Here is a 23,317-nt window from a genome sequence, read left to right as displayed (position 1 = left end):
ATGGCCACCAGCGACCACGCCGTGCCCGACAGGGTGCGGGCCCGCATCCTCTTCGCCGAGCTGTCCGAGCTGGGGCCTGACGAGCCGCGTCGGCAGCGCATCAGGGACGAGCTGGTCGAGCTTCACCTTCCTCTGGTCGAATATCTGGCCCGCCGCTTCCGCAACCGGGGCGAGTGGCTCGACGACCTCACCCAGGTCGCCACCATCGGACTGATCAAGTCCATCGACCGCTTCGACCTCAACCGCGGCGTGGAGTTCTCCACCTACGCCACGCCCACGATCGTCGGCGAGATCAAGCGCCACTTCCGTGACAAGGGCTGGGCGGTGCGCGTGCCGCGCCGCCTGCAGGAGCTCAAGCTGTCGCTGACCAAGGCGATCAGCGAGCTGTCGCAGCGCGAGGGCCGGGCACCGACCGTCGCGGAGCTGGCCGCCTACCTCAAGATGACCGAGGAGGAGGTCCTTGAGGGCCTGGAGTCGGCCAACGCCTACTCCACGGTGTCGCTCGACGCGCCCGACTCCGGTGACGACGACGCGCCCGCCGTGTCCGACTCGCTGGGCATCGTGGACGAGTCTCTCGAAGGCGTCGAATACCGCGAGTCGCTCAAGCCACTGCTCGAACGGCTGCCGCCCCGTGAGAAGCGCATCCTGCTGCTGCGCTTCTTCGGCAACATGACCCAGTCGCAGATCGCCACCGAGCTGGGCATCTCGCAGATGCACGTCTCACGCCTACTGGCCCGCACGCTGGCCCAGCTGCGCGAGGGCCTGACCGCGGACGACTGACCCTGGACGACTAACGCGATCGAGGGCCGACGACCGACCCTCGACAGCTAACCCTTCTGCGAGTCCTCGCCGTACAGAGCGTGGGTGGTGGGGGGCGCGAGCAACGTGCCGAGGCCGGCGACGGCCACCACGATCAGCGGGATCCCATAGAGCGGCTTGTCCGACTGGATGAGCGTGATCGCGACGGGGAGCACGAAGATCTGGGCCAGCACGCTGGGCGATCTCCCCCATCGCTCCATCTTGTACAGGCCGCCCCAGGCCACCCAGACCAGTCCCGCGCCGATCAGCACCCCGAACCCCGACTCGGCCAGCGCGCTGGTGATGTCCTCCGCCGCGCCGGCCAGCGTCTCCACCGCGACGTACAGGCCGAGACCGAGCGCCACCAAGCCCTCCAGGGCGACGATGAGCGCGGCGGCGAGAAGTGTCCAAGGTCGGTTCACGCCCCAAACCCTATCGGTGCCCCTTGCCGCCCCCAGATTCCGACTAATGGCCGATAAGCCAGATATCGGGCACCGGCTAGTCTGAACGACATGCGAGCGATGCTCCTGGTCAACCCCAAGGCCACGACCACGAATGCCCGCCGGCGTGACGTACTGATCCGCGCGCTCGGCGCCGCCGTCGAGCTGACCGTGGAACAGACCCGGTACCGGGGCCACGCGGCCGGGCTGGCCGCCACCGCGCACGCCAAGGGCTATGACGTGGTGGCCGTGCTGGGCGGCGACGGGACGATCAACGAGGCCGTGAACGGCCTGCTCAACGCCGTCAACGGCGACGACCCCGCGCACCATGACGATCCCAGTGCCGGGCGGCCCGCACTGATCGTCATCCCTGGGGGCAGCGCGAACGTGTTCGCCCGCGACCTGGGCCTGCCGAACGACCCGGTCGAGGCCACGGGCGCCGTGCTCGAGGCGCTGCGTGACGGCCGCCGCAGGACCGTGGGGTTGGGGCAAGCCCTTTGGGAGAACGAGAGCCGATATTTCACCTTCGGGGCTGGGATGGGGTACAACGCCGAGGTCATCCGAGCCGTCGAGGGGCTGCGCGGCACGGGCCGGAAGGCGACACCCACGCGATACGTCAACACCGCGCTGCGCCACTACCTCGCCACTGACAAGCGCCACCCGGCGATGACGCTGAGCGGCCCTGGCATTCCCGCCGCCAAGGGCGTGTACATGGCGATCATCTCCAATGCCTCGCCCTGGACCTACATCGGCACCCGGCCGGTCCTGCCCACGCCCTGGGCCGGCTTCGAGACCGGGCTCGACCTGCTGGGACTCCAGCAGATAGGCGTGACCTCGATCCTTCCCGCCATCCGGCAGATCCTCACGGAGCGTGACACTCTTCCGTCGGGCCGGCACCTCGTCCAGCTGCACGACGAGTCCGAGTTCACGCTCGCGGCGGACCGCCCTGTGGCCTTCGAGCTGGACGGCGACTACCTGGGAGAACGGGAATCAGTGACATTCCGCTCTATCCCGAACGCATTACAAGTTCTGGTCTAGCTGGTTACATTCGGTCATTGTGTGACGCATCCGACATCCATCCACACCAAAACTTCCTACCAACCCTCTTGCGTGCACTGTCAGTGGCTGACAGGCTCAACTTTGACGTCGGAACGTAGGACCTTTAACAAGCCCCACCGGTCCGCCCCGACGCTCAGCGGGCAACCCCGGTCCAGCACAGGATCCGGGTCATTGCTCGCGCGAGTTAGTGAAACTCTTCACAAAGTAGTAGCCGCACGGAGCCGACCAGAGGTTCCATCTACTAAGGAGTGAAACGCATGGACTGGCGCCACCGAGCTGCCTGCCGTGACGTCGACCCCGAGCTGTTCTTCCCGATCGGCAACACCGGCCCGGCACTCATGCAGATCGAAGAGGCCAAGGCGGTGTGCCGCTCGTGTTCGGCGGTCGACCTGTGCTTGAAGTGGGCCCTTGAGTCCGGCCAGGACGCCGGCGTCTGGGGCGGCCTGAGCGAGGACGAGCGCAGGGCGTTGAAGCGCCGCAGCGCCCGTGCCCGCGCTCGCGCCTCCGCCTAGCCGAACCGCCCGATCCGCAGCTCGTACGGCAGGCTGCCGTCAGGCGGCCGGCAGCGGGATGGAGAGCGTCACCTCTGTGCCGCCCTCCAGGCGAGGGGCGATCGAGAGTTTGCCCGAGAGCTCGCCGACCACGAGCGTGCGGACGATCTGCAGGCCCAGGCTCGTGGAGTTGTCCAGCTCGAAGTCGTCGGGCAGACCCTGACCGTCGTCCCAGACGGTCACGTGCAGCCTGTCGGGAGTCGGTTCCACGACCACTTGCAGGTGTTTGGGGCGGCCGTGTTGCAAGGCGTTCTGGAGAAGTTCGGTGAGAGCCATCGCCAGAGGTGTGGCGATGAGCGACGGAAGGGTGCCGAAGCTGCCTATCCGTCGCGGGGTGACCGCCGCCTCCGCCGCCGACACCTCGCCCGCCATCGCGATCACGCGGTCGGCGATGTCGTCGAAGTCGACGAACTCCTCCGGCGCGTGAGAGAGCGTCTCGTGCACGATCGCGATCGAGCCGACCCGCCGCACCGCCTCCTCCAGCGCCTCCCGCCCTTCGGGCACGCGCAGGCGCCGCGCCTGGAGCCGGAGCAGGGCCGCCACCGTCTGCAGGTTGTTCTTGACCCGGTGGTGGATCTCGCGGATGGTCGCGTCCTTGGTCATCAGCTCGCGTTCGCGGCGGCGCAGCTCCGTCACGTCACGGATGAGCACCAGCGCGCCGATGCGGCCGCCGCCGACGATCAGCGGGATCGCCCGGAGCTGCACGATCGTCCCGCCGGACTCGACCTCGGTCTCCTTGGCCGCGCGCCCGCTGGCCACGATCATCAGGTCCTCGTTGATCGGCTCGTCGGAGTAGCAGAGCGTGGCGGTCACCCGGCCCAGCTCGGCCCCGACCAGATCCGCGTGCAGACCGAGCCGCCGGTAGGCCGACAGCGCGTTCGGCGACGCGTACGTCACGCGCCCCGCCCGGTCCAGCCGCAGCAGGCCGTCGCCGACGCGCGGGGAGCGGACCAGGATCGGCTCCTCGCCGGAGAACGGGAAGCGTCCCTCGGCCACCATCTGCGCCAGGTCGGAGGCACTCTGCAGGTAGGTGAGCTCCAGGCGCGACGGGGTACGCGCCGAGGACAGATTCGTGGAGCGCTGGATCACCGCGAGGAAGCGGGCCTCGCCGACCGGGACCGCCCGCCGTACGGGGATGGTCTCCTCGCGGACGGGCACGCCCGTCGACCAGTCGGGATCGCCTTCGCGGCAGATGCGCCGCTCGTTCCACGCCGTGTCGATCAGGTAGCGCTCGCCCTTGGCCGCGACGGTGCCGACGATGTCGTCGTGGTAGACGGTGGGCCCGGTGGTCGGGCGCATCTGCGCGATAGCGATCCAGCCGCCGCCCTCGCCCTGGAGCGGCGCCCACAGGATGAGGTCGGCGAACGACAGGTCGGCCAGCAGTTGCCAGTCGGAGACCAGCGAGTGCAGCCAGTCGAGGTCCGCCGCGTCGAGAGCGGTGTGGCGGACGACGAGGTCGCTGAGAGTCGGCACGAGTGCATCATGCGTGCTTTCCGCCGCAACAACCAAACCGGCGACCCGGCCCGCCCCTCCCGCCGGCGTGCTCACCGGACCGGGAACACCGATGAACACGGGCGTGTCGCCGTGCGGTCAACCGCTGATTTTCGGGAATCTCACACTGTGAAAACCGTCACACTGTTCCGTTCGGTCGACCCTCGGAGCGGGACCGTTCGGCGCGCAACGGAGGTGATCGACACGTTGCTCATCTTCGGCCCCACCTCGGCTACCGCCGCGGTTGCGGGCATGCCTGCCACTGTGTATATCCTTCACAATCAACCTGAGCTGCCCGATCCGGCATGTATCACGGCGGGCGAGCCCGGTCTGACGACGAGCGCGCCCCTGCCTGTGTCGTGCCGGTGGTTGACCGCTCGGGCCAATCTGAGTTCCGATGATCTCGCGGTGATCAGACACGCCCTCACCGCCGTGGCAGAAGTGAAGGTGAGAGCGTGACGGACGACGGCCCTCGCGTACCGAAGTACTACGACGTGAAACGGAGCCTGCTCGAGCTCACCAAGAGCCTGCCTCCCGGCGCGGCGCTGCCTCCCGAGCGGGCGCTGGCCGTACGTTTCGAGACCTCGCGCACCACCGTCCGTCAGGCGCTGACCGAGCTGGTCGTCGAGGGGCGGCTGCTGCGCATCCAGGGCAAGGGCACCTTCGTGGCTCAGCCGAAGGTGGCGCAGGTGCTGCAGCTGACGTCGTACATCGGCGACCTGCGCACGGCCGGCCTGGAGCCCGACACCAAGATCCTGGAGATCGGCTACATCACCGCCGACGAGCCGCTCGCGCGGCGGCTGGCCATCAACCCGGGCGGACGCGTCCTGCGCATCCACCGCCTGCGCCTGGCCAACGGGGAGCCCGTCTCGATAGACACCACTCACCTGTCGGCCCGCCGCTTCCCCAGGCTGCGGCGGGAGCTGGAGGTGCACGCGTCCCTGTACGAGACGCTGCACAACGCCTACAACGTCCGGCTCACCGACGCCGAGGAGATCATCGAGACCGTGCTCGCCACGCCCTATGACGCGAAGGCGCTCGGCGTGGACGTCGGGCTGCCGATGCTGCTCCTGACGCGGCACGCCTTCGACGCCGACGGAAACCCGGTCGAGTGGGCACAGTCGCTCTATCGCGGCGATCGGTACAAGTTCGTCACGCGCCTGCGCCGCCCGTGAGGGAGCTTCTTCAGCAGGCCGCCTTCGGCAGGTCGCAGACCTTCACCCTCATCCGCTCCGCCTGGGAGATGAGGCCCTTGAAGCGCTTGAGCGGCAGGCTCTTCCCCGGCCAGGCCGATCCGCCCGCGACGTAGACGGTCGCGCCGTTCCGTACGACGACCGTCTGCTCTCCGCTCTCGAAGAAGCTGCTGCCGGCCCGGAGAGCGTCGTCGCCCACCTTGAGGGGCTTGGTGTAGTAGTGGTGGCGGTCGGGGCCCTTGCCGAAGTTCTTGCACCGGGACAGGTCCGCGCGCAGTCCCCGCATCGCCGTACGGGCGGCGGAGACGCTCTTGTAGACGACGAGCTGCTCGTACTTGATGGTGTCTTCCGAGCGGTAGTGGACGGCCCGGGTCTCCAGACGGTCGGCGGTCGGGGCCGTACGGCGCTCGCACGGGTTCAGCCGGAGCGGGAGGCTCTTCGACTCCGTCGTCTTGTAGGACTCCCACTTCTTGGCCGGTGGGTGGGTCTCCAGGAAGAGCATCCCGTCGGGCAGGGCGCCCGCCCCCATCGACATCGCCGCGGCGGCCGCCACGGCTACCCCGATCTGTAACATCTGGACCTCCAGCTCATCCGTCACCACAAGAGACGGCCCGCAATACCGATTCGTTCAAGTATTTCGGGACTTGCAGCCATCGCGGGGTGATGATGCAGGCATGGCAAAGGCGATCGAACAACCCGTTCCCGGCGTCACGGTCGGGCACGCTCTCCTCGGCCGCGCCAAAGGCGCGGCCCAGCCGGTGGACAAGATCGTGCATGACGGCGACACGATCAACATCGCGGCCGACGGCAACTTCGGCGTACGTCTGCTCGGTGTCGACGCTCCCGAAGTCAGCTTCGAGTTACCCCGCAACCCGAACTTCCCCGACTTCCCCAAGGGCTTCGTCTCCATCGACAAGCCCGCCTGGACGACCTTCCTCACCGACCCGTTCGAGAAGGGCTACCAGGAGCTCACGCTCCGCACGGCCCTGCACAACAACCTGCTGGACAGGCTGGGCCCGGCGGCCGCGCCCAACCACGCCGCCCATGCCGCCCCGGCCACCCAGGCGCTCAAGACCATGATGCAGCTCGACATCACCGAGCAGGGCCTCACTGACGAGACGTTCAAGATCAGGCTGGCTTTCGCGTACGAGATCCTCGACCGGTACGGCAGGCTCCTCTGCTACGTCAACCGCGACCAGCGCGACAAGCCCCGCCCCGATCCGTACAACGAGCGGCTGCTCGCGGCCGGGCACGTGATCCCCTACTTCATCTGGCCCAACGTCGACCCGTTCGTCCGCCAGGAGGGGCGGCTGGCCGACGCGGTGCCGGCGCCGGGCAGTGCCAGGACGGTCGCCGAAGCGGGGGCGCTGGGCCGGGCCAGGCAGGCCGTACGGCGGGCCCGTGAGGCGGGGCTGGGCCTCTGGGACCACGCGAACCCGCTCGCCCTGCTGCCGTTCGAGCTGCGCTTCCTGGCCCAGCGGCGGGCGCCCGACCGCTACGTGCTCGACCTGTCGGACAACGCCAGGGAGTTGCTGCACCCGCAGAGCTACTTCCGCATCCCCAATCCCGAGGACCGGCTGTTCGTCAACGCCGAGCACGCCCCGCTGTTCAGGGAGAAGGGCTGGTCCGTCCCACCACTGTGAGTGGGGTGGGGCTAGCCCTACCCCGCAGGCACACACCAAGCCCATGTCGCGCGGGTCCCGGAGGTCAATACCGTTGCTGCCATGAAAGTCCCCCGTCCGTGGTCGGCACGCGCCTGGCTCGACACGGCGCATGTCGTGATCGGGCTGCCGGTCGGCGTGATCCTCGCCGGGCTGACCCTCGTGTGCGCCGTGGTGCCGTCCCTCATGCGCCGCGGTCTGCCGCTCTTCACCCGGGTGCAGCGCTCCCGGTTCGAGGCGTTCCTCGGGGTGCGCATCCCGCCGGTGCGCTCGCCGACCACCTGGCGCAGCCGCGTCACCTGGCGGCAGATCGGCTACCACCTGCTCTCGCCGCTGGTGGGGCTGGCCGGGACCGTTCTGGTGGCGGCCGCGTGGGGGGCGGCCGGGGTGGGGCTGACGGCGTTCCTGCAGCCGATGCTGCAGGAACGTCCGCTGGTGTTCGAGTTCAACCTGAGGCAACCAGGCGTGGTCTCCGTGTACATGGCGGTCGGGTTCGTCCTGCTGCTGGTGGCTCCGACGCTGGCGCGGGGAATGGCGCGTCTGGACCTGTCGGTGGCGCGTACACTGCTCGGCCCCAGCCGCCACGAGCTGGGGCAGCGGATCGAGACGCTGACCGAGAGCCGCGCCGGGGTGATCGACGCGGCCGACGCCGAGCGGCGGCGCATCGAGCGGGACCTGCATGACGGCGCCCAGCAGCGGCTGGTCTCGCTGGCCATGAACCTCGGGCTGGCCCGCGCCACGCTGACCGACCTGCCCGAGCCCGCCCGCGAGGCGATCGCGCAGGCGCACGAGGAGTCCAAGCAGGCGCTCAAAGAGCTGCGCGACTTCGTCCGCGGCCTGCACCCCGCCGTGCTCAACGACCAGGGCCTCGACGCGGCGCTCTCCGGCATCGCCGCGCGCGCCCCCATCCCGGTACGGCTGCGCGTCGACATCGACCTGCGCGCTTCTCCTACCATCGAGGCGGTGGCGTTCTTCATCGTGTCCGAGGCCCTCACCAACATCGCCAAGCACGCGGCGGCCACCAAGGCCCAGGTGAGCGTGGTCCGCGAACGCGACCGGCTGTGCCTGCGCGTCTTCGACGACGGCTGCGGTGGCGCCCGGCTCGACGGCGGCACCGGGCTGCGCGGCCTCCTCCAGCGGATCGACTCGGTCGACGGGACGCTCCGCCTGTCCAGCCCGCTCGGCGGGCCGACCACGATCGAGGTGGATCTGCCGTGCGAGTAGTAGTTCTAGCGTTTGAGGTGGACCTGTCGTGCGAGTAGTACTGGCGGAAGACTCCGTACTTCTGCGCGAAGGGCTCGTCCGGCTGCTCGACGCGGCCGGCATGCGGGTGGTGGCGGCCGTGGACGAGGCGGAGAGCCTGCTGCGCGCCGCTGAGGAGCATCTGCCCGACCTGGTGGTCACGGACGTACGGATGCCTCCCACACACACGGACGAGGGCCTGCGCGCGGCTCTCGTGCTGCGCCGCGAGCATCCCGACATGCCGGTGCTGGTCCTGTCGCAGTACGTGGAGGAGCGCTACGCGGCCCGGCTGCTCGCCTCGGCCACCGGGGGCGTCGGCTACCTGCTCAAGGACCGGGTGGCCGACGTGACCGACTTCATCGACGCGCTGCGCCGGGTGGCGGCGGGCGGCACCGCGCTGGACCCCGAGGTCGTCGCCCAGCTGCTGCTACGCGGGCACAGCGACCCGCTCGACCGGCTGACGCCCAGGGAGGGCGAGGTGCTCAAGCTGATGGCCGAAGGCCGCTCCAACGCGGGCATCGGCCAGGCGCTGGTGCTCAGTGAGGGAGCGGTCGGCAAGCACATCGGCAACATCTTCACCAAGCTCGACCTGTCCCCGGCCGAGGGCGACCACCGCCGGGTCCTCGCCGTCCTGCAGTTCCTCAAGATCAGGAGTCTGCCATGAGGGCCCTGTGGCTGAGCGCGGGCGCCGTGGCGACCGTGTGCGCGTTGCTGATCAGCGGTACCGCGTTCTGGGATGGGTTCGCCCATGCCAGTCCACCGACGGAGACCACCAGCAGGAGCATCTCGTTCAAGTTGTCGAAGCTGAAGGTGATCGTGGGGCGTGGGAGCGTGAATGTCAGCATCCATCCCGGCGACGCGGGCGAGCTGTTCCTCGAACGGTCACTGAGCTGGTCTAAGACGAAACCGACCGTCAAGGAGGACTGGGACGGCCGGACGCTGCGGCTCGACGCCTCCTGCCCGGACACGGACGAGCGGCACCTGGCGGTCTGCGAGGCCGACTACACGCTGTTCGTGCCGGTGGAGACCGATCTTGAGGCGGAGTCGGCCAACGGTGGCCTGGAGGTCAGTCGTCTCTACGGCAATGTGCGGATGACCTCCGAGTCGGGTCTGCTGCGGGTGACCGAGACATCGGGCACCGTCTGGGCCAGGAGCGGTTCCGGCGATGTCAGGGGCAGCGCGCTCACCGGCGGCGAGGCGGACGTGGAGACCGGCTCAGGCCGGGTGGACCTGTCCTTCGACACCGCTCCGACGAAGGTCCGCGCGGTCGTCAGAACCAGGGGGAGCGTCGCTGTGTCCGTCCCCGGCCTGGCCTACGACGTGGACGCGCGTGCCAAGAACGTCGACCTCGACATCAGGAAGGACGCCGCCTCGCCAAGGAAGATCACCGTGCAGGTGCCGGACGGCATGGCGAGTGTCTGCTGCAGGTGAGGCCCGGAAATTGGCCGCCATGGCTGCGCGAGGACGCAACCGTTGACATCTGTTTACTCTGATGGCTCGTTGGTAGGTTCCCGGCATGGAGTCTGCGAAGCACGCCGGTGACGCCGCCGTCGCCGTGTCCAAAGCCTATGGTGTCGAGACCATGTTCACGCTGTCGGGAGGGCACGTCTTCCCGCTCTACGACGGCGCCGTGCACGAGGGCATGCGGATCCTCGACGTACGCCACGAGCAGAGCGCCGTATTCGCCGCGGAGGCCACGGCCCGGCTGACAAGGAAACCCGGGCTGGCCGTCCTGACGGCTGGGCCCGGCATCACCAACGGGATCAGCGGCGTCGCGACCGCGCACTTCAACGGCTCCCCCGTGGTCGTCATGGGCGGGCGGGCCCCGCGCTCACGCTGGGGCAGCGGGGCCCTGCAGGAGATGGACCACCCACCGCTGCTCGGGCCGATCACCAAGCTGTCGTTCACCGCGACCGGAGCCGACTCCATCGGCCAGGACGTCGAGGCGGCCTTCCGCACGGCCGTCGCGCCGCACCGCGGACCGGTCTTCCTCGACTTCTACATGGACGACCTGTTCGCGCCGTCGCCGGCACACGTGGTCCAGACGCAGAGCCCGTCACCCCTCGAGCCTGACCCCGAGTCCCTGGCCACCATCGCCAGGCTGCTCGCCGAGGCCGAGCGCCCGGTGCTGGTCTACGGGTCCGACGTGTGGATGGACCGGGCCGAGGAGGCCGCGCGCGACTTCGCCGAGAACTGGCGGCTGCCGGTCATCCCCAACGGCCAGGGCCGCGGCGTGCTGCCCGCCGGCCACGAACTGCTCGTCACCCGCGCCCGCGGCCTCGCCTTCGCCAAGGCCGACCTGGTCATCGTGGTCGGCACCCCGCTCGACTTCCGGCTCGGCTACGGCTGGTTCGGCGGCAAGCAGGGCGCGCCGCCGGCCAAGGTCGTACACATCGCCGACACGCCGTCGCAGCTGGCCACGCACACCCAGCCCGCCGCGTCGGCCGCCGGCGACCTGTCCGTGGTGCTCTGGAGTCTCGGCACCGCCTGCGGCGACGCCGGTCTGAAGCCCACGACCTACTCCGGCTGGGTGGCGCAGCTGTCGGAGGCCGCCGCCGCGGCGATCGCCGACGACGCCGCCCTGCTCACGGCCGGCTCCGACCCGATCCACCCCATGCGCATCTACGGCGAGCTGGGCAAGGTGCTCGACGACGACGCCGTGGTGATCGGTGACGGCGGCGACTTCGTCTCCTACGCGGGCAAGTACGTCGAGCCCAAGCAGCCCGGCAACTGGCTCGACCCGGGCCCTTACGGCTGCCTCGGCACCGGGCTCGGCTACTCCATCGCCGCCCGGCTGGCCCGGCCGTCCTCGCAGGTGGTGCTGCTGCTGGGCGACGGCGCGGCCGGGTTCTCGCTCATGGACGTCGACTCCCTCGTACGCCACGGCCTGCCAGTGGTCATGATCTGCGGCAACAACGGCATCTGGGGGCTGGAGAAGCACCCGATGCAGATGCTCTACGGCTACGACGTGGCCGCCGAGCTGCAGCCGCAGTGCCGTTACGACCAGGTGGTGACGGCGCTGGGCGGCGGCGGCGAGCTGGTCACCCGGCCGTCGGAGATCGGGCCCGCGTTGCGTCGCGCGTTCGACTCCGGTGTGCCGTACATGGTGAACATCGCCACCGACCCCCAGATCGCCTACCCCCGCACCACAACGGGGATCTGACCTGACCAACTCCCAGATCGCCCACCCGCCGGGCGATCTGACCTGACCATCGCCTACCCCCGAACCACGGCGGGGGTCTGAGCTACCTGGCCCCGAGCGTCGGCGTCGGGGTCGGGCTGGGTGACGGGCAGGGGCCGCCGTCGATGACGACGATCTTGACCGGCTTGATCACCTCAAGCCACGTGCCGGCGTCGGGGAAGGACTGACCGATCCGGCCGCAGGCCATGCCCTGCTCGGTGGTGGTCTGGTCATCGGTCCGGATGTTCTGGAAGCCCGCGGCCCGGATCCGCTTGGTCGCCTCCGCGTACGGCAGGTCGACCACGGAGGGGACCTGCTTCTTCGTGACCGTCGTGCTCGGCTTCGGCGAGCTGCTGGGGGTCTTGGTCGGCGTCTTCTTTTCCGTCGGGTCCGGGGTCGGTGACTCCTTCTCCGTCTCCGTCGGCTCAGCGGTCGTCCTGGTGGGCGTCGGCTCCTGCGTGGGCGGCTTGGTCGTCTTGGTGCGCTTGGGTTTCGGCGACGGAGGGGTCGGATCGGGAGTGGGCTCGGAGTTCGCCCTCGACGTGGTGACGGTCGGCTCGGGTTCGAGCTGGGTCGACATGTTCGTCAGCGCGACGGCACCCGCGCCCGCCCCGAGGACGACCGCGGCCGCGATTCCGGCGACGAGGGCACCCCTGCGGGGCGCCTTGGCGGCGGCACGGCGAGCGCCCTGCCGCGACCCGGCCAACGTCTGCGCCTCAGACGTCCCAGCCTGATGGGCCCCGGTCTGGTGCGGCCCAGCCTGGTAGGCCCCGGTCTGGGGCGGCCCACCGGCCTGGTAGGACCCCGTCTGATGGGGAGCGCCCTGATAGGACCCCGTCTGGTAAGCGCCCGCCTGGTGGGATCCGGTCGGGTGGGGACCCGACTGACGGGACCCGGTCTGGTACGCCTCCATCGGCGCGGCCATGGTGGCACCCGTCACCGGCGGCGCGGGCTCTGGAGGGGGTGTCTCACCGGCCGCGATCTTGCGTGCCGTCTCGCTCATCGCCCGGGCCGTCGGGTAACGGGCGAGCGGATCTTTCGATAGAGCGCGCTCCACGAGCGCGCGAACAGGCGGAGGGATCTCGGCGGGCAGCGGTGGAGGCGCCTCGCGGATGTGCTTGAGCGCGATCGTGACCGCGCTTTCGCCCTCGAACGGCCGCTGCCCCACCAGGCACTCGTAGGCCACCACGCCCAGCGCGTAGATGTCCACCGCGGGCGTCACCGGCGCGCCCTCGGCCTGCTCGGGCGCGCAGTAGGCGGCGGTGCCGAGCACCATGCCCGCGTCCGTGAGCCGGCTGGCCACGTCGGAACGGGCGATGCCGAAGTCGGTCAGCACGAGCGTGCCGTCGCGCTGTACCAGCAGGTTGCCCGGCTTCACATCACGGTGCACGATCCCCTGTTGGTGCACCGCCTGCAGCGCCGAGGCAGCCTGCGCGATCAGCTCCATCGCGGGCTGGGGCGGGATCCGGCCCAGCCGCATCAGCAACTTGTCGAGCGGCTCCCCGTCGACGAACTTCATCACCAGATAGACGGTGTCCCCGCTCACACCGTAGTCGTAGACGTCGACGACACCCGGATGGTTGATCGTCGCCATCGCCCTGGCCTCGGCCTGGAAACGCGCGACGAACCCGGGATCGTCCATGCGGCCGGGCAGCAGCACCTTGACCGCGACGGTGCGCGCCAGCACGATGTCCTCGCCCCGCCACACCTCGCCCATGCCACCGGCGCCGATGCGGGTGTCCAGGCGATAGCGCCCCGCCAGCGTCGTACCTTGGGCTACCATGACTCCCCCGTTACCCCTTCACCTCTATAACCTCTCCCACCCCAAGGACCTCCAACAAAGCGAAGTTGTGTCGCGGTGAGGTAACACAGAGGTCACGGAACTTCGAGAGTGTACGACTCACGAGTCCCACCTGCCACTTAAATGCCGTAAGCCCTACAAACCCTATCCTGCGGCCTTCTGACCGCACTTGTCCGCGTTTCTGGGAGATCAGGGCCCTTGACAGCGGGCCGTGGTGATGATCGCAGTACGCTGGCCATATGACGCTCGCTCCGGGTCTCCGCTCACAGCTGCTCATCATGGTCGAGAGGTCCGACACCGCTGAGAAGGTCGGCAGCGGCGACGTCCCGGTGCTCGCCACTCCACGCCTGCTCGCGCTGGCCGAGATGGCGACGGTCGACGCGGTGCGATCGCATCTCGCTCCCGGTGAGACGACCGTCGGCACCCGCGTCGAGCTGGCGCACCTGGCCCCGAGCCCGCTGGGCACGCACGTACAGATCACCACCGAGCTCACCGAGGTCGACGGCAGGCGGCTGGTCTTCGGCTTCGAGGCCCGCGACAAGCAGCGCGTCGTCGGCCAGGGCACCATCGAGCGAGTGGTGGTCGATCGCGCCAAGTTCCTCGACCGCGCCGCCCGCTGATGGTGATTGATCTCACCGAGTTCCTCGACCGTACCGCCCGCTGAGGTCTTCGGACCGGCGGCCGCTCGATGACCGGCGGCTATTCGATGACGGCGATCAGGTCGCCCTCCTGGATCACGTCGCCCTCGCTGACCTTGAGCTGCGCGACGACGCCCTCGTCCTCGGCCAGGACGGGGATCTCCATCTTCATCGACTCGAGGATGACCAGTGTGTCGCCCTCGGAGACGGTGTCGCCCTCCTGGACAACGACCTTCCAGACATTCGCCACCATCTCCGCGCGTACCTCAGCCACCGCGACTCCCCTCTTCCAATGAGCTAACAATGTCATGTGCGCTAGGCGCGCATTCGCCCGATCAAGCCGGTGTCATAGTCGCCGCTGACGAACTCGGCGTTGTCCAGCAGTTCCGCGCAGAACGGCAGGTTGTTCTTGGGCCCTTCGACGACGAACCCCGCGACGGCCTCGCGACCGGCCCGCAGCGCCTCGGCCCGGGTCGCACCGAAGACGCAGAGCTTGGCCATGAGGGGATCGTAGAACGGCGTGACCGTGTTGCCCTCCTCGTAACCGGAGTCCACCCGGACGCCCTCGCCGGCCGGCTCTCGCCAGGCGGAGATCTTGCCCGGTCCCGGGAAGAACCTCTTGGGATCCTCGGCGTACACACGGAACTCGATGGCGTGGCCACCGGTCTCCACCTTCACCTCGGGACTCTCGCCCGCGGCCACCCGCAGCTGCAGCTCGACCAGGTCCAGCCCGGTGACCAGCTCGGTGACGGGGTGCTCCACCTGGAGCCTGGTGTTCATCTCCAGGAAGACGAAGTCCTGCGCGTCGGCGTCGACCAGGCACTCCACGGTGCCGGCGCCCAGATAGCCGACGGCCTCGCCGGCCCGCACGGCGGCGGCCAGCATGCGCTCACGCAACTCGGGCGTGATGCCGGGCGACGGAGACTCCTCAACGACCTTCTGGTGGCGACGCTGCACGGAACAGTCGCGCTCGCCCAGGGCCACGACCGTGCCGTCGGGCAGGCCGAGGATCTGCACCTCGACGTGGCGGGCCCGCTCGATGTAGTGCTCCAGCAGGATGGCGGGCCCGTCGAGGACATCACCGGCGGCGAACCTCGCCGCCGCCCGCGCGGCCTGCTCGAACGCCTTGGCCAGTCCTTCGTCGTTGTGGGCCACGCTCATCCCGATGCCGCCACCCCCGCCCGCGGTCTTGACCATGACCGGATAGCCGATCCGGCCCGCCGCCCGCAGCGCCTGCTCAAGGTCGGTGACGGGCTCCCGGGTGCCGGCCGCCACGGGCACACCCGCGTCCTCCATCAGGTTGCGGGCATTGATCTTGTCGCCCATCTGGTCGATGGACTCGGGAGCCGGGCCGATCCACACCATCCCGGCATCGATCACCGCCCTGGCGAACGCCGCGTTCTCCGCCAGAAACCCGTAGCCCGGATGAATCGCCCGCGCCCCGGTGGCCCGAGCCGCCTCCAGCACCTTCCCGGCATCGAGATAGCTCAACTGAGGATTGGCCGGCCCGATCAGCACTGCCTCGTCCGCCTCGCGCACGAACGGCAGATCCGCGTCGGCCTCGGAGTAGACGGCGATGGCCCGCAGCCCCAGCCGCTTGACCGTGCGGATGACCCGCCGGGCGATCTCCCCTCGGTTGGCGACCAGAACAGCCCCAAGCGTCTCAGTAAGCACCCGCCCAATCTACGGCCGTTGTGCATGAGGTCCCGTTCCCGCTAAACCACTGATCGCCGGTACGTCTTCTGTAGAAAACCCACAAACCCCGCGTTTTACGGCAAGCCACCCCCTCCTTAGAAACCCCAACCCCACAAGCGCCATGTTTTACGGCAAGCCGCCCCCACCGCCACCCACCGCACATGGCTGAGGGCCTCCAGGAAAACGCCCGCTGACCCGCACAGGGCCGGGCGCCGTTACGTGCGCATCCTTGGCCGGTGGCGCGGACCGGCGAGCCGGGGGTAATCCTCACAGGGACCCAGCCACAACGGACCGTCCCCTTCCGCTCCCCCGCAGGGACATCCCACCCCGAGGACCCCAACCACAACCGACGGTCCCCTTACACTCCCCCGCAGGGACATCCCACCCCGAGGACCCCAACCACAACCGACGGTCCCCTTCCGCTCCCCCGCAGGGGCATCCCACCCTGGGGACCCCCGCCACAACGGGCCGCCCTCTTCCACTCCCCCGAAGGGGGTTTCTCCCTACAAGGACCTCAGCCACCACAGACCGTCACAGGAATCCAGACGGCCGCGTGACGACCCGCCCGGGGACCACACACGCGTTACAGCTTGTGGACCGCCAGCCGGTCCACCACCCGGGTCATCGCCTCGATCGCCGCCGGATCGTACGCAGTCCCCACCGCCAGCCGCAGCCGCTCAAGCGCCGCCCCCGCCCGGTCCCGATCAGCCGACCCTCCGACCAGGTCGTCGTAGGCGTTGGCCGCCTTGATGATCCGGCTGGACAGCGGCGGGTCCTCGGCGATCTGGTCGCACTGGCGGCGTACCAGCTCGGCCACCCGGTCGAGCACCCCCGTCTGCTTGATCACCTCGGCCCCCAGCTCCGCGATGCGGCGCGCCTGGGCGGGATCGGCGAGCACGGTCGCGCCGCCCGGGATGGGGTCGCTCAGGGACAGCTGGCCGATGTCGTGCATGAGGGCGGCGTACTCGAGCTCCAGCAGCTCCGGCTCCGCCATGCCCAGCTCGCGGCCGACCGCCACGGCCAGGCGGCTCACCCGGCGCGAGTGGCCGGGCTCCACGTAGCCGCCGACCTCCGTGACCCGGGACAGGGCCCGTACGGTCTGCAGGTAGGTGGCGCGGATGCCGGCGTACTTGCGGAAGGCCACCTGAGTGACCAGCAGCGGAGCGGCGAAGACCAGCAGCGCCACCAGGTCCATGCTGTGGGTGGCCAGCGCGAGCAGCACGCCGGACGCGGCCACGGCGGCGCCCAGCGGGAAGGCCATGTTGAGCTCGTCGCGCACGGCCACCTTGAAGGCGGTGCGCACCTGCTCGGCTCTGAGCAGGGCGGCGATCAGCACGTCGATCAGCAGGGTGAGCGTGATGAGCGTGACCATGACGCCGAGCGCGGGCCACCACGTCGGAGGGTCCTGCCGGGTGAGCTGGAAGAGCGGGTCGGCCAGCGGCCGGAAGGCGAAGGCGAGCAGCGCGCCGGTCAGCAGGCGGCGCGCCATGGCGTCGAGGCGCGGCGGGCGGCCGACCGCCAGATGCGGCAGCGCGCCCGCGATCATGCCGACCGCGATCACGGCCACCACCTGGAGCGCCGTGTGGCGCAGCGGGTTGTCGCTGAGGTCGAGCAGCAGCGTGTAGCCGAGCGCGGCGGCGGCGCCGATGGGCGCGACCTCCCGGTTGCCCGGCATGGTGAGCCTGGCCAGCTCGCCGACCGCGATCAGCGCGCCGAAGCCGATCGCGATCTCGGGCCGGTCGAGCCCCACGGCGGAGGTGTGCGCGACGCCGGCCACCGCGACCAGCCCCGCCCCGCAGATGAGCAGCAGCTGCCCGGAATCCAGGCTTTGGAAGGCACGCGTCAAGGCCCGCTCACCACTTCGATCGGCCTGGTCGGGTCGTCATGGTCCTTGATCGGGGTCTCGGTCGCCTCGGGCGGCGGCGACTCGACGCGGCGGGGCGGCTGCCACGGCTCGCGTTCGAGCGCTCTGGCGAAGGCCGCGACCATGACCGGGTCGAACTGGCGGCCCGCGTTCTTGCGCAGCTCTTCGACGGCCACCTCGACGGAGCGGGCGTGGCGGTAGGAGCGGTCGGACGTCATCGAGTCGAACGCGTCGGCCACCGCGATGATCCGGGCGAACTCCGGTATCTCGTCGGCCGCGAGTCCCATCGGGTAGCCCTTGCCGTCGTGGCGTTCGTGGTGGTGCATGATCCCGGCGTACGCCTCGTCGAGGAAGTCGATCCCCCGGACGATCTCCAGCCCGCGCATCGGGTGGAGCTGGATCGCGGCGAACTCCTCCTCGGTCAGCGGCCCCTCCTTCTGCAGCACCTTGGTCGGCACGCCGAGCTTGCCCACGTCGTGCAGCATGCCCGCGTAGCGGATGGCGCGCAGCCGCTCCAGGCCCATGCCGATCTCCTGGGCGATCATCGAGGAGGCCAGCGAGACGCGGGTGCAGTGGCCCCTGGTGTAGTAGTCCTTCGTCTCGACCGCCTGGCACAGGGCGGCGATCGTGGCGTCGTACGAGCGCTGCTGCGCGTGATATTGACCGAACGCCCAGCGGGCGACGAACAGCGGCAGCAGCACCAGCACCGCCGAGATCGACTGCACGGTCGCCCAGAGCCCGGCCACCAGCAGCCCGAACGTGCCGTAACCCAGATAGGACAGCAGGAACTGGACCATGCCCCGCAGCGGCACCTCCATGGCCCGCACCCGGGTGGCCAGCCGGATCATGGTCAGCGTGAGCACGATGTTGAGCGGCACGAACACGCCCGTCGCCGCGGCGTAGGGACCGATGAGGCCGTCGAAGGCGTTGACCCCCGGCACGCCGGAGACCCCGCCCAGCCCCTGGTAGATCCAGCCGGCCGCGTAGCCGCAGATCGCGAACTGCGCCCCGTTGAACAGCCGCTTGATCAACGGCAGCCCCGGGCGCACGCTGAAGACCGCCGTGAACCCCACCAGAGCGGCCCCTTCTGGACCGATCAGGACGACAGCGGCCAGCGCCGCGGAGAAGCTCACGGACACCGCGAACTGCTCCACGTTCAGCAACGTCGGCATCGACTCGCAGACCAGGAACAGCAGCGCGAGCACCAGCAGGATGCCCAGATCACCGGGTGCCACCAGGCGCCCAGAGGTGATCACGCTGTGCCCGAGGAGGATGGTCGCCGCGCCGATGACGGCGATGAGATAGACCTTCGCAGGCCACGGCAGATCACGCATTGCGGCCCCCTAGGGTGCTCAGGTCCAGGACACCCCGTGAGGCAGGGCCCCGCCCGCGCTCATCAGCAGTGTCATCACAGGGGTGATCAGCACCGCGGCCGCGATCAGCCGGGCGATCATAGCCTTCAGCATGTGCTCGCCTCCACGTCGACTCGTTACGCCGACTCCTGTGGGTCACGCTACAGAAGGCCCGGTCTGTGCAGGGCCAGAGTCGAGAATCGCAAGCAAAGCGTAATCAATCCACTACCTTGGGCGACGGGCGGCCCACGCGACCGTGTTCTTCAGCCCGGTCGCCAGGTCGGTGCGCGGCTGCCAGCCGAGCCCTTCATAGGCGGGCACCGGGTCGACCGCCATGGCCGGCAGGTCGCCCACCCGCGGCGGCGCGAAGCCGGGTTTGTCCTGCGCGTCGGCCGCGTCGGCGATCAGGGCGTGCAGTCTGCGGTCGGTGGTCTGGATGCCGGTGCCGAGGTTGAACCTGCGCCCGTTGCCCTCGGCTCCACAGGCCCGGACGAAGCCGTCGACCACGTCCTCGACGTAGATGTAGTCGCGGGTCTGCGTGCCGTCGCCATAGAGCACCGTGGGCGTGCCGCTGAGCAGGCCGTCGGTGAAGATGGCCACCACTCCGGCCTCGCCTTCTGGCGACTGGCGCGGGCCGTAGACGTTGGACAGCACGAGCGTGGTGTATTCGATGCCGTAGAGCGCCTTGAAGGTGGCGAGGTAGGTCTCGCCGCTCAGCTTGGAGGCGGCGTACGGCGAGCGCGGGTCGGTGGCGGCGTCACCGGGCACCGGGATCGTGGCGGGCCGGCCGTAGACCGCGACGGAGGAGGCGAAGACCACCTTGCGGGTGCTGGCCTCCTGCGCGGCGGTCAGGACCGACGCGGTGCCCTGGACGTTCACACTGGCGTCGTGGACCGGGTCGCTGACGCTCTTACGCACGCTGATCTGCGCGGCCAGATGGCAGATGACCTCCGGCCGCAGCTCGGCGGCCAGCTCGATCAAGCCCGGATCGCGGACGTCGACCTCGTGCAGGCGGAAGCGGTCATGCGTGGCCGCGTCGGCCAGGTTGTCCCGGCAGCCGGACGAGAAGTCGTCGACGACCGCCACGTCGTGCCCATCCGCCAGCAGGCGGTCGACGAGATTCGAACCGATGAACCCGGCACCCCCGGTGACAAGCACGCGCATGGGGGAATCCTAGTCGGACAGCTCCGACCTCACCTGCGCGATGCGGGCCAGCACTTTGGAACGCAGGTCGCCGGGGACCGGATCACAGCCGCAGTGTTTGGCCACGAGCGCCTTGATCGCCTTGTCGAGGTCATATTCCTTCAGGCACGGGCTGCACTCGTCGAGATGCACGCGGATATCGACCACGTCGCCCTCGGTCAGCTCGCCGTCAAGGTAGGCGTAGACCTTGTCGAGTACTTCCCGACAGTCGGTGTCATGCGGGTTGCCACAGCTCATTTCGATCCCTCCGCCGGGACCAGACCGCGCTCGCGGGCGTAGTCCTCGAGAAGTCCGCGGAGCTGCCTGCGACCGCGGTGCAGCCTGGACATCACGGTACCGATCGGGGTCCCCATGATGTCGGCGATCTCCTTGTACGGGAAGCCCTCGACGTCGGCCAGATAGACCGCGATCCGGAACTCCTCGGGCAGGACCGCCAGGGCCTGCTTGATATCACCGTCGGGGAGATGCTCGAGCGCCTCGACCTCGGCCGACTTCAGGCCGCTCGACGTGTGCGACTCAGCGCGGGCGAGCTGCCAGTCCTCGATCTCCTCGGTGCCCGACTGCTTGGGCTCGCGCTGCTTCTTGCGGTAGCTGTTGATGAAAGTGTTGGTCAGGATCCGGTAGAGCCACGCCTTGAGGTTCGTACCTTCCTGGAACTGGTGGAACGAGGCGAACGCCTTGGCGAAGGTCTCCTGAAGCAGGTCCTCCGCGTCCGCTGGGTTCCGGGTCATCCGGAGCGCCGCGGAGTAGAGCTGATCGAGGTAAGGCATGGCCTCGCGCTCGAACCGCTCACTTCGCTGTTCCAGAGTCTCCGCGCCTGTCGCGGGCACCGGACCCACCCCCCTAAGATCACCGGTGGCCGGCTGTTGCGGTACACCGTACTCAGGGGAGAATACCCGCTCGTCACGGACCGGTCCGTCACTGGGGAGGGGTTCGAGCAATGTGAGCATGCACGTCGCAACACGCCCGCGCCCTTGTCTGTTCCCGCAAGATAGAAGGTGACGAACGACCCGGTGCGGGGAAAACCATACGTACCGGCTGGTAGCCATTTTCCCGGAACCCAGGAGTCGCGTGTGCTGCCCATTCCGGCCGAGGAACTGAACGGCTCAGGGACGCTCGGGCCGTACTGGACCTTCTACCGCGCCGTTGTCGCCGAGCAGCTGACCCGGTGGCTACCCGACCAACCCTCCGTCGTACTCGATCTGTCTGGCGGCCGCGGACGCTGGTCCGGGCAGGCCGCCCGAGCCGGGCACCGGGTGATCGAGCTGCTCGACTTCCGCCGATCCACCTCGCTGGCGTTGACCTCTGCCTCGCTCAGCTCTCAGTCGCTCAACGCCCAATCGCTCAACGCCCAGTCGCCGAGCTCCCCCTTGATGCCCGACCCGCAGGCGCGGCTGCGCGACGCCGGGCGCGTCCGTCACGTACGCGCCGACGACCTGGCCTTCCTCCCCGACGAGAGCGTGGACGCGGTCGTCGCCGAGGAACGCGCCATGTCGATCGAGCTCATGGCCGAGTCGGCGATGAGCGACGTGTTCCGGGTGCTGCGGCCCGGCGGCCGGGCGCTGATCTGCGTCGACTCCCTGGTGCTGGGCATGGCGATCCTCGCCGAGCAGGAGCAGTGGCAGCACCTGCGGCAGACGGGCGAGGTCATGCTGGTGCCGTGGCCCGACGGCAGCATCACTCGCTGCTTCAGCAGCGCGCAGCTGCGCGAGCTGCTGACCGGCGCCGGCCTGGAGGTGGAGTGGGTACGCCCGCGCACCGTGCTGTCGCCCTCCACCGTCGACCACGTGCTGGGCTCCGACACCAGATCGCTGGCCTGGCTGGTCCGCACCGAACTCGACGCGCACCCTGACGACGACGACACGGTCGGCATCCACCTCGTGGCCAGCGCCCGCAAGGCCTAGCCCGCTAGCGGCGGCGTTCCCGCCTGCCCTGGCACTCCACGCACCGCGCCGCCTCCGGACGGGCCTCCAACCGGCCCTCCGGGACCGGCTTGCCACAGTCGACGCACCTGCCGTACGTGCCTTCGTCCACGCGCTTGAGCGCCTCGATCACGGCCCTGCGCTGCGCGGTTGCCACGGTGAGCATGGCCTGGGCACGGTCGGCGTCGGTCAGGTCGGACCCCGCGTCGGCCGCGGAGTGCTCGCGGATCGCGACGGGGTCGCCCTGCAGCACCCCGATCGATCGGTCCAGGTCGGCGAGCATCTTCTCCAGCTGCTTACGAGCGGTCGCGTCGTCCACGGATCCGCACCTCCGGGTAAAGGGGGGCAAGCCGCAGCGGGACTCCCCGGAAGTCCTACCCGGCGCGTTGGGGGGCATGTGTGGCGGTGACTCCGGGTGAACGGATGCATCGCTTTCCCCACCGAATGCCCACTAAGCGTGGCTCTTACACCTCTAGCGGAGAGCGGTTTCCTCCTCCGGGGGCAGGGGTTTGATGAGGTCCGGGCCGTTGTTCCGAACATTGTTGACATCTGTGGAAACGGCCAGCGCCGTCAGCCGCCCGGTGTCGGCCGGAACCAGCAAGCCCGAAGCCTGCTCGGGGTCGGTGAGCTTGGGGTCGAGCCACTCCGCCCAGCGCTCCCGCTCGATCATCATCGGCATCCTGTCGTGGATGCGGCCCAGGTCGTCCTCGGCGTCGGTGGTGATGACCGTGCAGGTCACCAGCCACTTCAGCGGATCGTCGTCGTCGCGCGACTTGTCCTTCCAGAACTCGTACAGGCCCGCCATCGCCAGCACCCCGCCGTCCTCCGGGTGAATGAAGTACGGCTGTTTCTTCTTCTTGTCACCCTCGACCGGCATCCACTCGAAGTAGCCGTCGGCCGGCAGCAGGCACCTGCGCTTGGCGAACGCCTGGCGGTAGGACGGCTTCTCGGCCACCGTCTCGATCCGCGCGTTGATCATCCGTGAGCCCACCGACGGGTCCTTCGCCCAGGCCGGCACCAGCCCCCACTTGACGATCCGCAACTGCCGCACGGCCCGCTCGGCGTCCTTCGGGACCCGGCTGAGGACGGCGTAGACGTTCTTGGTGGGCGCGACGTTGTAGTCGGGCCCGAGCTCCTGGTCGGGGTCACCGTCGAGCTCGACCTGGAACTCCTCCAGCAGCTCGTGCTTCTTGCGCGCCGACGCGTATCTCCCGCACATGTCCCCA

The 23,317-nt window shown here is 69.4% G+C and carries 24 protein-coding genes; 11 read left to right on the top strand and 13 right to left on the bottom strand.

Features of this window, described 5'->3' with window-relative positions:
• Window positions 1-780, top strand: coding sequence for an RNA polymerase sigma factor SigF (locus ACQP2T_RS09680; protein WP_357949601.1), 780 nt, complete (start codon window positions 1-3; stop codon window positions 778-780).
• 47 nt (window positions 781-827) lie between these two features.
• On the opposite strand, the gene ACQP2T_RS09675 is transcribed toward ACQP2T_RS09680, so the two are convergent.
• Window positions 828-1,220, bottom strand: a complete 393-nt coding sequence (locus ACQP2T_RS09675) for a hypothetical protein (RefSeq protein WP_433515823.1) — start codon at window positions 1,218-1,220, stop codon at window positions 828-830.
• Window positions 1,221-1,310: 90 nt separating this feature from the next.
• Here ACQP2T_RS09675 and ACQP2T_RS09670 point away from each other — a divergent pair, with 90 nt between their 5' ends.
• Both ACQP2T_RS09670 and ACQP2T_RS09665 read left to right on the top strand, forming a co-directional pair.
• Complete coding sequence (locus tag ACQP2T_RS09670) at window positions 1,311-2,276, top strand: diacylglycerol/lipid kinase family protein (protein ID WP_433515822.1); 966 nt, start codon at window positions 1,311-1,313, stop codon at window positions 2,274-2,276.
• A gap of 278 nt (window positions 2,277-2,554) precedes the next feature.
• Entirely contained in the window at window positions 2,555-2,809 is a 255-nt protein-coding gene (locus ACQP2T_RS09665; RefSeq protein WP_433515821.1) for a WhiB family transcriptional regulator, read from the top strand.
• A gap of 39 nt (window positions 2,810-2,848) precedes the next feature.
• Here the strand turns inward: ACQP2T_RS09665 and ACQP2T_RS09660 are convergent, their stop codons facing one another.
• A complete protein-coding gene (locus ACQP2T_RS09660; protein ID WP_225301849.1) occupies window positions 2,849-4,321 on the bottom strand; it encodes a PAS domain-containing sensor histidine kinase in 1,473 nt (490 codons plus the stop codon).
• A gap of 473 nt (window positions 4,322-4,794) precedes the next feature.
• Between ACQP2T_RS09660 and ACQP2T_RS09655 the strand changes: the two genes are divergently transcribed.
• Window positions 4,795-5,514 (top strand): GntR family transcriptional regulator, encoded by a 720-nt coding sequence (locus ACQP2T_RS09655; RefSeq protein WP_358557384.1) that lies wholly within the window; start codon window positions 4,795-4,797, stop codon window positions 5,512-5,514.
• A 10-nt stretch (window positions 5,515-5,524) separates the two neighbouring features.
• On the opposite strand, the gene ACQP2T_RS09650 is transcribed toward ACQP2T_RS09655, so the two are convergent.
• Window positions 5,525-6,106: a hypothetical protein gene (locus ACQP2T_RS09650; RefSeq protein WP_433515820.1), complete on the bottom strand. Its 582-nt coding sequence runs from the start codon at window positions 6,104-6,106 to the stop codon at window positions 5,525-5,527.
• Window positions 6,107-6,206: 100 nt separating this feature from the next.
• On the opposite strand from ACQP2T_RS09650, the gene ACQP2T_RS09645 reads away from it, so the two are divergent.
• From ACQP2T_RS09645 to ACQP2T_RS09625, 5 genes are all read left to right on the top strand, one after another.
• Complete coding sequence (locus tag ACQP2T_RS09645) at window positions 6,207-7,175, top strand: thermonuclease family protein (protein WP_433515819.1); 969 nt, start codon at window positions 6,207-6,209, stop codon at window positions 7,173-7,175.
• Window positions 7,176-7,256: 81 nt separating this feature from the next.
• Window positions 7,257-8,417: a histidine kinase gene (locus ACQP2T_RS09640; RefSeq protein ID WP_433515818.1), complete on the top strand. Its 1,161-nt coding sequence runs from the start codon at window positions 7,257-7,259 to the stop codon at window positions 8,415-8,417.
• Between the two features lie 28 nt (window positions 8,418-8,445).
• Entirely contained in the window at window positions 8,446-9,099 is a 654-nt protein-coding gene (locus tag ACQP2T_RS09635; protein WP_433515817.1) for a response regulator transcription factor, read from the top strand.
• Window positions 9,096-9,866: a DUF4097 family beta strand repeat-containing protein gene (locus tag ACQP2T_RS09630; protein ID WP_433515816.1), complete on the top strand. Its 771-nt coding sequence runs from the start codon at window positions 9,096-9,098 to the stop codon at window positions 9,864-9,866. Before ACQP2T_RS09635 ends, ACQP2T_RS09630 begins: the two co-directional genes overlap by 4 nt.
• Window positions 9,867-9,951: 85 nt before the next feature.
• The gene (locus tag ACQP2T_RS09625) at window positions 9,952-11,598 is read left to right on the top strand and encodes an acetolactate synthase (protein ID WP_433515815.1); all 1,647 of its coding nucleotides are present in this window, start codon (window positions 9,952-9,954) and stop codon (window positions 11,596-11,598) included.
• Between the two features lie 82 nt (window positions 11,599-11,680).
• Here the strand turns inward: ACQP2T_RS09625 and ACQP2T_RS09620 are convergent, their stop codons facing one another.
• Window positions 11,681-13,399, bottom strand: a complete 1,719-nt coding sequence (locus ACQP2T_RS09620; RefSeq protein ID WP_433515814.1) for a protein kinase domain-containing protein — start codon at window positions 13,397-13,399, stop codon at window positions 11,681-11,683.
• Between the two features lie 257 nt (window positions 13,400-13,656).
• Here ACQP2T_RS09620 and ACQP2T_RS09615 point away from each other — a divergent pair, with 257 nt between their 5' ends.
• A complete protein-coding gene (locus ACQP2T_RS09615; RefSeq protein WP_433515813.1) occupies window positions 13,657-14,037 on the top strand; it encodes a thioesterase family protein in 381 nt (126 codons plus the stop codon).
• 79 nt (window positions 14,038-14,116) lie between these two features.
• Here ACQP2T_RS09615 and ACQP2T_RS09610 read toward each other — a convergent pair whose 3' ends face one another.
• The 7 genes from ACQP2T_RS09610 to ACQP2T_RS09580 all read right to left on the bottom strand — a co-directional run bounded on the left by ACQP2T_RS09610 (window position 14,117) and on the right by ACQP2T_RS09580 (window position 20,939).
• A complete protein-coding gene (locus ACQP2T_RS09610) occupies window positions 14,117-14,329 on the bottom strand; it encodes a biotin/lipoyl-binding carrier protein (RefSeq protein WP_357643180.1) in 213 nt (70 codons plus the stop codon).
• A gap of 41 nt (window positions 14,330-14,370) precedes the next feature.
• Window positions 14,371-15,729 carry an acetyl-CoA carboxylase biotin carboxylase subunit gene (locus tag ACQP2T_RS09605; RefSeq protein WP_433515812.1) on the bottom strand — a complete coding sequence of 453 codons (1,359 nt, stop codon included), beginning with the start codon at window positions 15,727-15,729 and terminating at the stop codon, window positions 14,371-14,373.
• A gap of 604 nt (window positions 15,730-16,333) precedes the next feature.
• Window positions 16,334-17,596, bottom strand: a complete 1,263-nt coding sequence (locus tag ACQP2T_RS09600; RefSeq protein ID WP_225301836.1) for an HD-GYP domain-containing protein — start codon at window positions 17,594-17,596, stop codon at window positions 16,334-16,336.
• Window positions 17,593-18,948, bottom strand: a complete 1,356-nt coding sequence (locus tag ACQP2T_RS09595; protein ID WP_357949560.1) for an HD-GYP domain-containing protein — start codon at window positions 18,946-18,948, stop codon at window positions 17,593-17,595. Before ACQP2T_RS09595 ends, ACQP2T_RS09600 begins: the two co-directional genes overlap by 4 nt.
• Before the next feature lie 243 nt (window positions 18,949-19,191).
• A complete protein-coding gene (locus ACQP2T_RS09590) occupies window positions 19,192-20,130 on the bottom strand; it encodes an NAD-dependent epimerase/dehydratase family protein (RefSeq protein ID WP_433515811.1) in 939 nt (312 codons plus the stop codon).
• A 9-nt stretch (window positions 20,131-20,139) separates the two neighbouring features.
• A complete protein-coding gene (gene rsrA / locus ACQP2T_RS09585; RefSeq protein ID WP_433515810.1) occupies window positions 20,140-20,406 on the bottom strand; it encodes a mycothiol system anti-sigma-R factor in 267 nt (88 codons plus the stop codon).
• On the bottom strand, window positions 20,403-20,939 hold the full coding sequence (locus tag ACQP2T_RS09580) for a sigma-70 family RNA polymerase sigma factor (RefSeq protein ID WP_433519746.1): 537 nt from the start codon (window positions 20,937-20,939) through the stop codon (window positions 20,403-20,405). The genes rsrA and ACQP2T_RS09580 overlap by 4 nt, the downstream gene beginning before the upstream one ends.
• A gap of 303 nt (window positions 20,940-21,242) precedes the next feature.
• Here ACQP2T_RS09580 and ACQP2T_RS09575 point away from each other — a divergent pair, with 303 nt between their 5' ends.
• Complete coding sequence (locus ACQP2T_RS09575) at window positions 21,243-22,073, top strand: methyltransferase domain-containing protein (protein WP_433515809.1); 831 nt, start codon at window positions 21,243-21,245, stop codon at window positions 22,071-22,073.
• Window positions 22,074-22,077: 4 nt separating this feature from the next.
• On the opposite strand, the gene ACQP2T_RS09570 is transcribed toward ACQP2T_RS09575, so the two are convergent.
• Both ACQP2T_RS09570 and ACQP2T_RS09565 read right to left on the bottom strand, forming a co-directional pair.
• Window positions 22,078-22,410 (bottom strand): TraR/DksA family transcriptional regulator, encoded by a 333-nt coding sequence (locus ACQP2T_RS09570; protein WP_433515808.1) that lies wholly within the window; start codon window positions 22,408-22,410, stop codon window positions 22,078-22,080.
• Window positions 22,411-22,563: 153 nt separating this feature from the next.
• Window positions 22,564-23,310, bottom strand: coding sequence for an SOS response-associated peptidase (locus ACQP2T_RS09565; RefSeq protein ID WP_433515807.1), 747 nt, complete (start codon window positions 23,308-23,310; stop codon window positions 22,564-22,566).
• Window positions 23,311-23,317: the final 7 nt, after the last annotated feature.

The organism is Nonomuraea sp. CA-143628 (genome assembly GCF_050942315.1).
Lineage (GTDB): Bacteria > Actinomycetota > Actinomycetes > Streptosporangiales > Streptosporangiaceae > Nonomuraea.
This window is presented reverse-complemented; position numbering and strand designations above follow the sequence as displayed.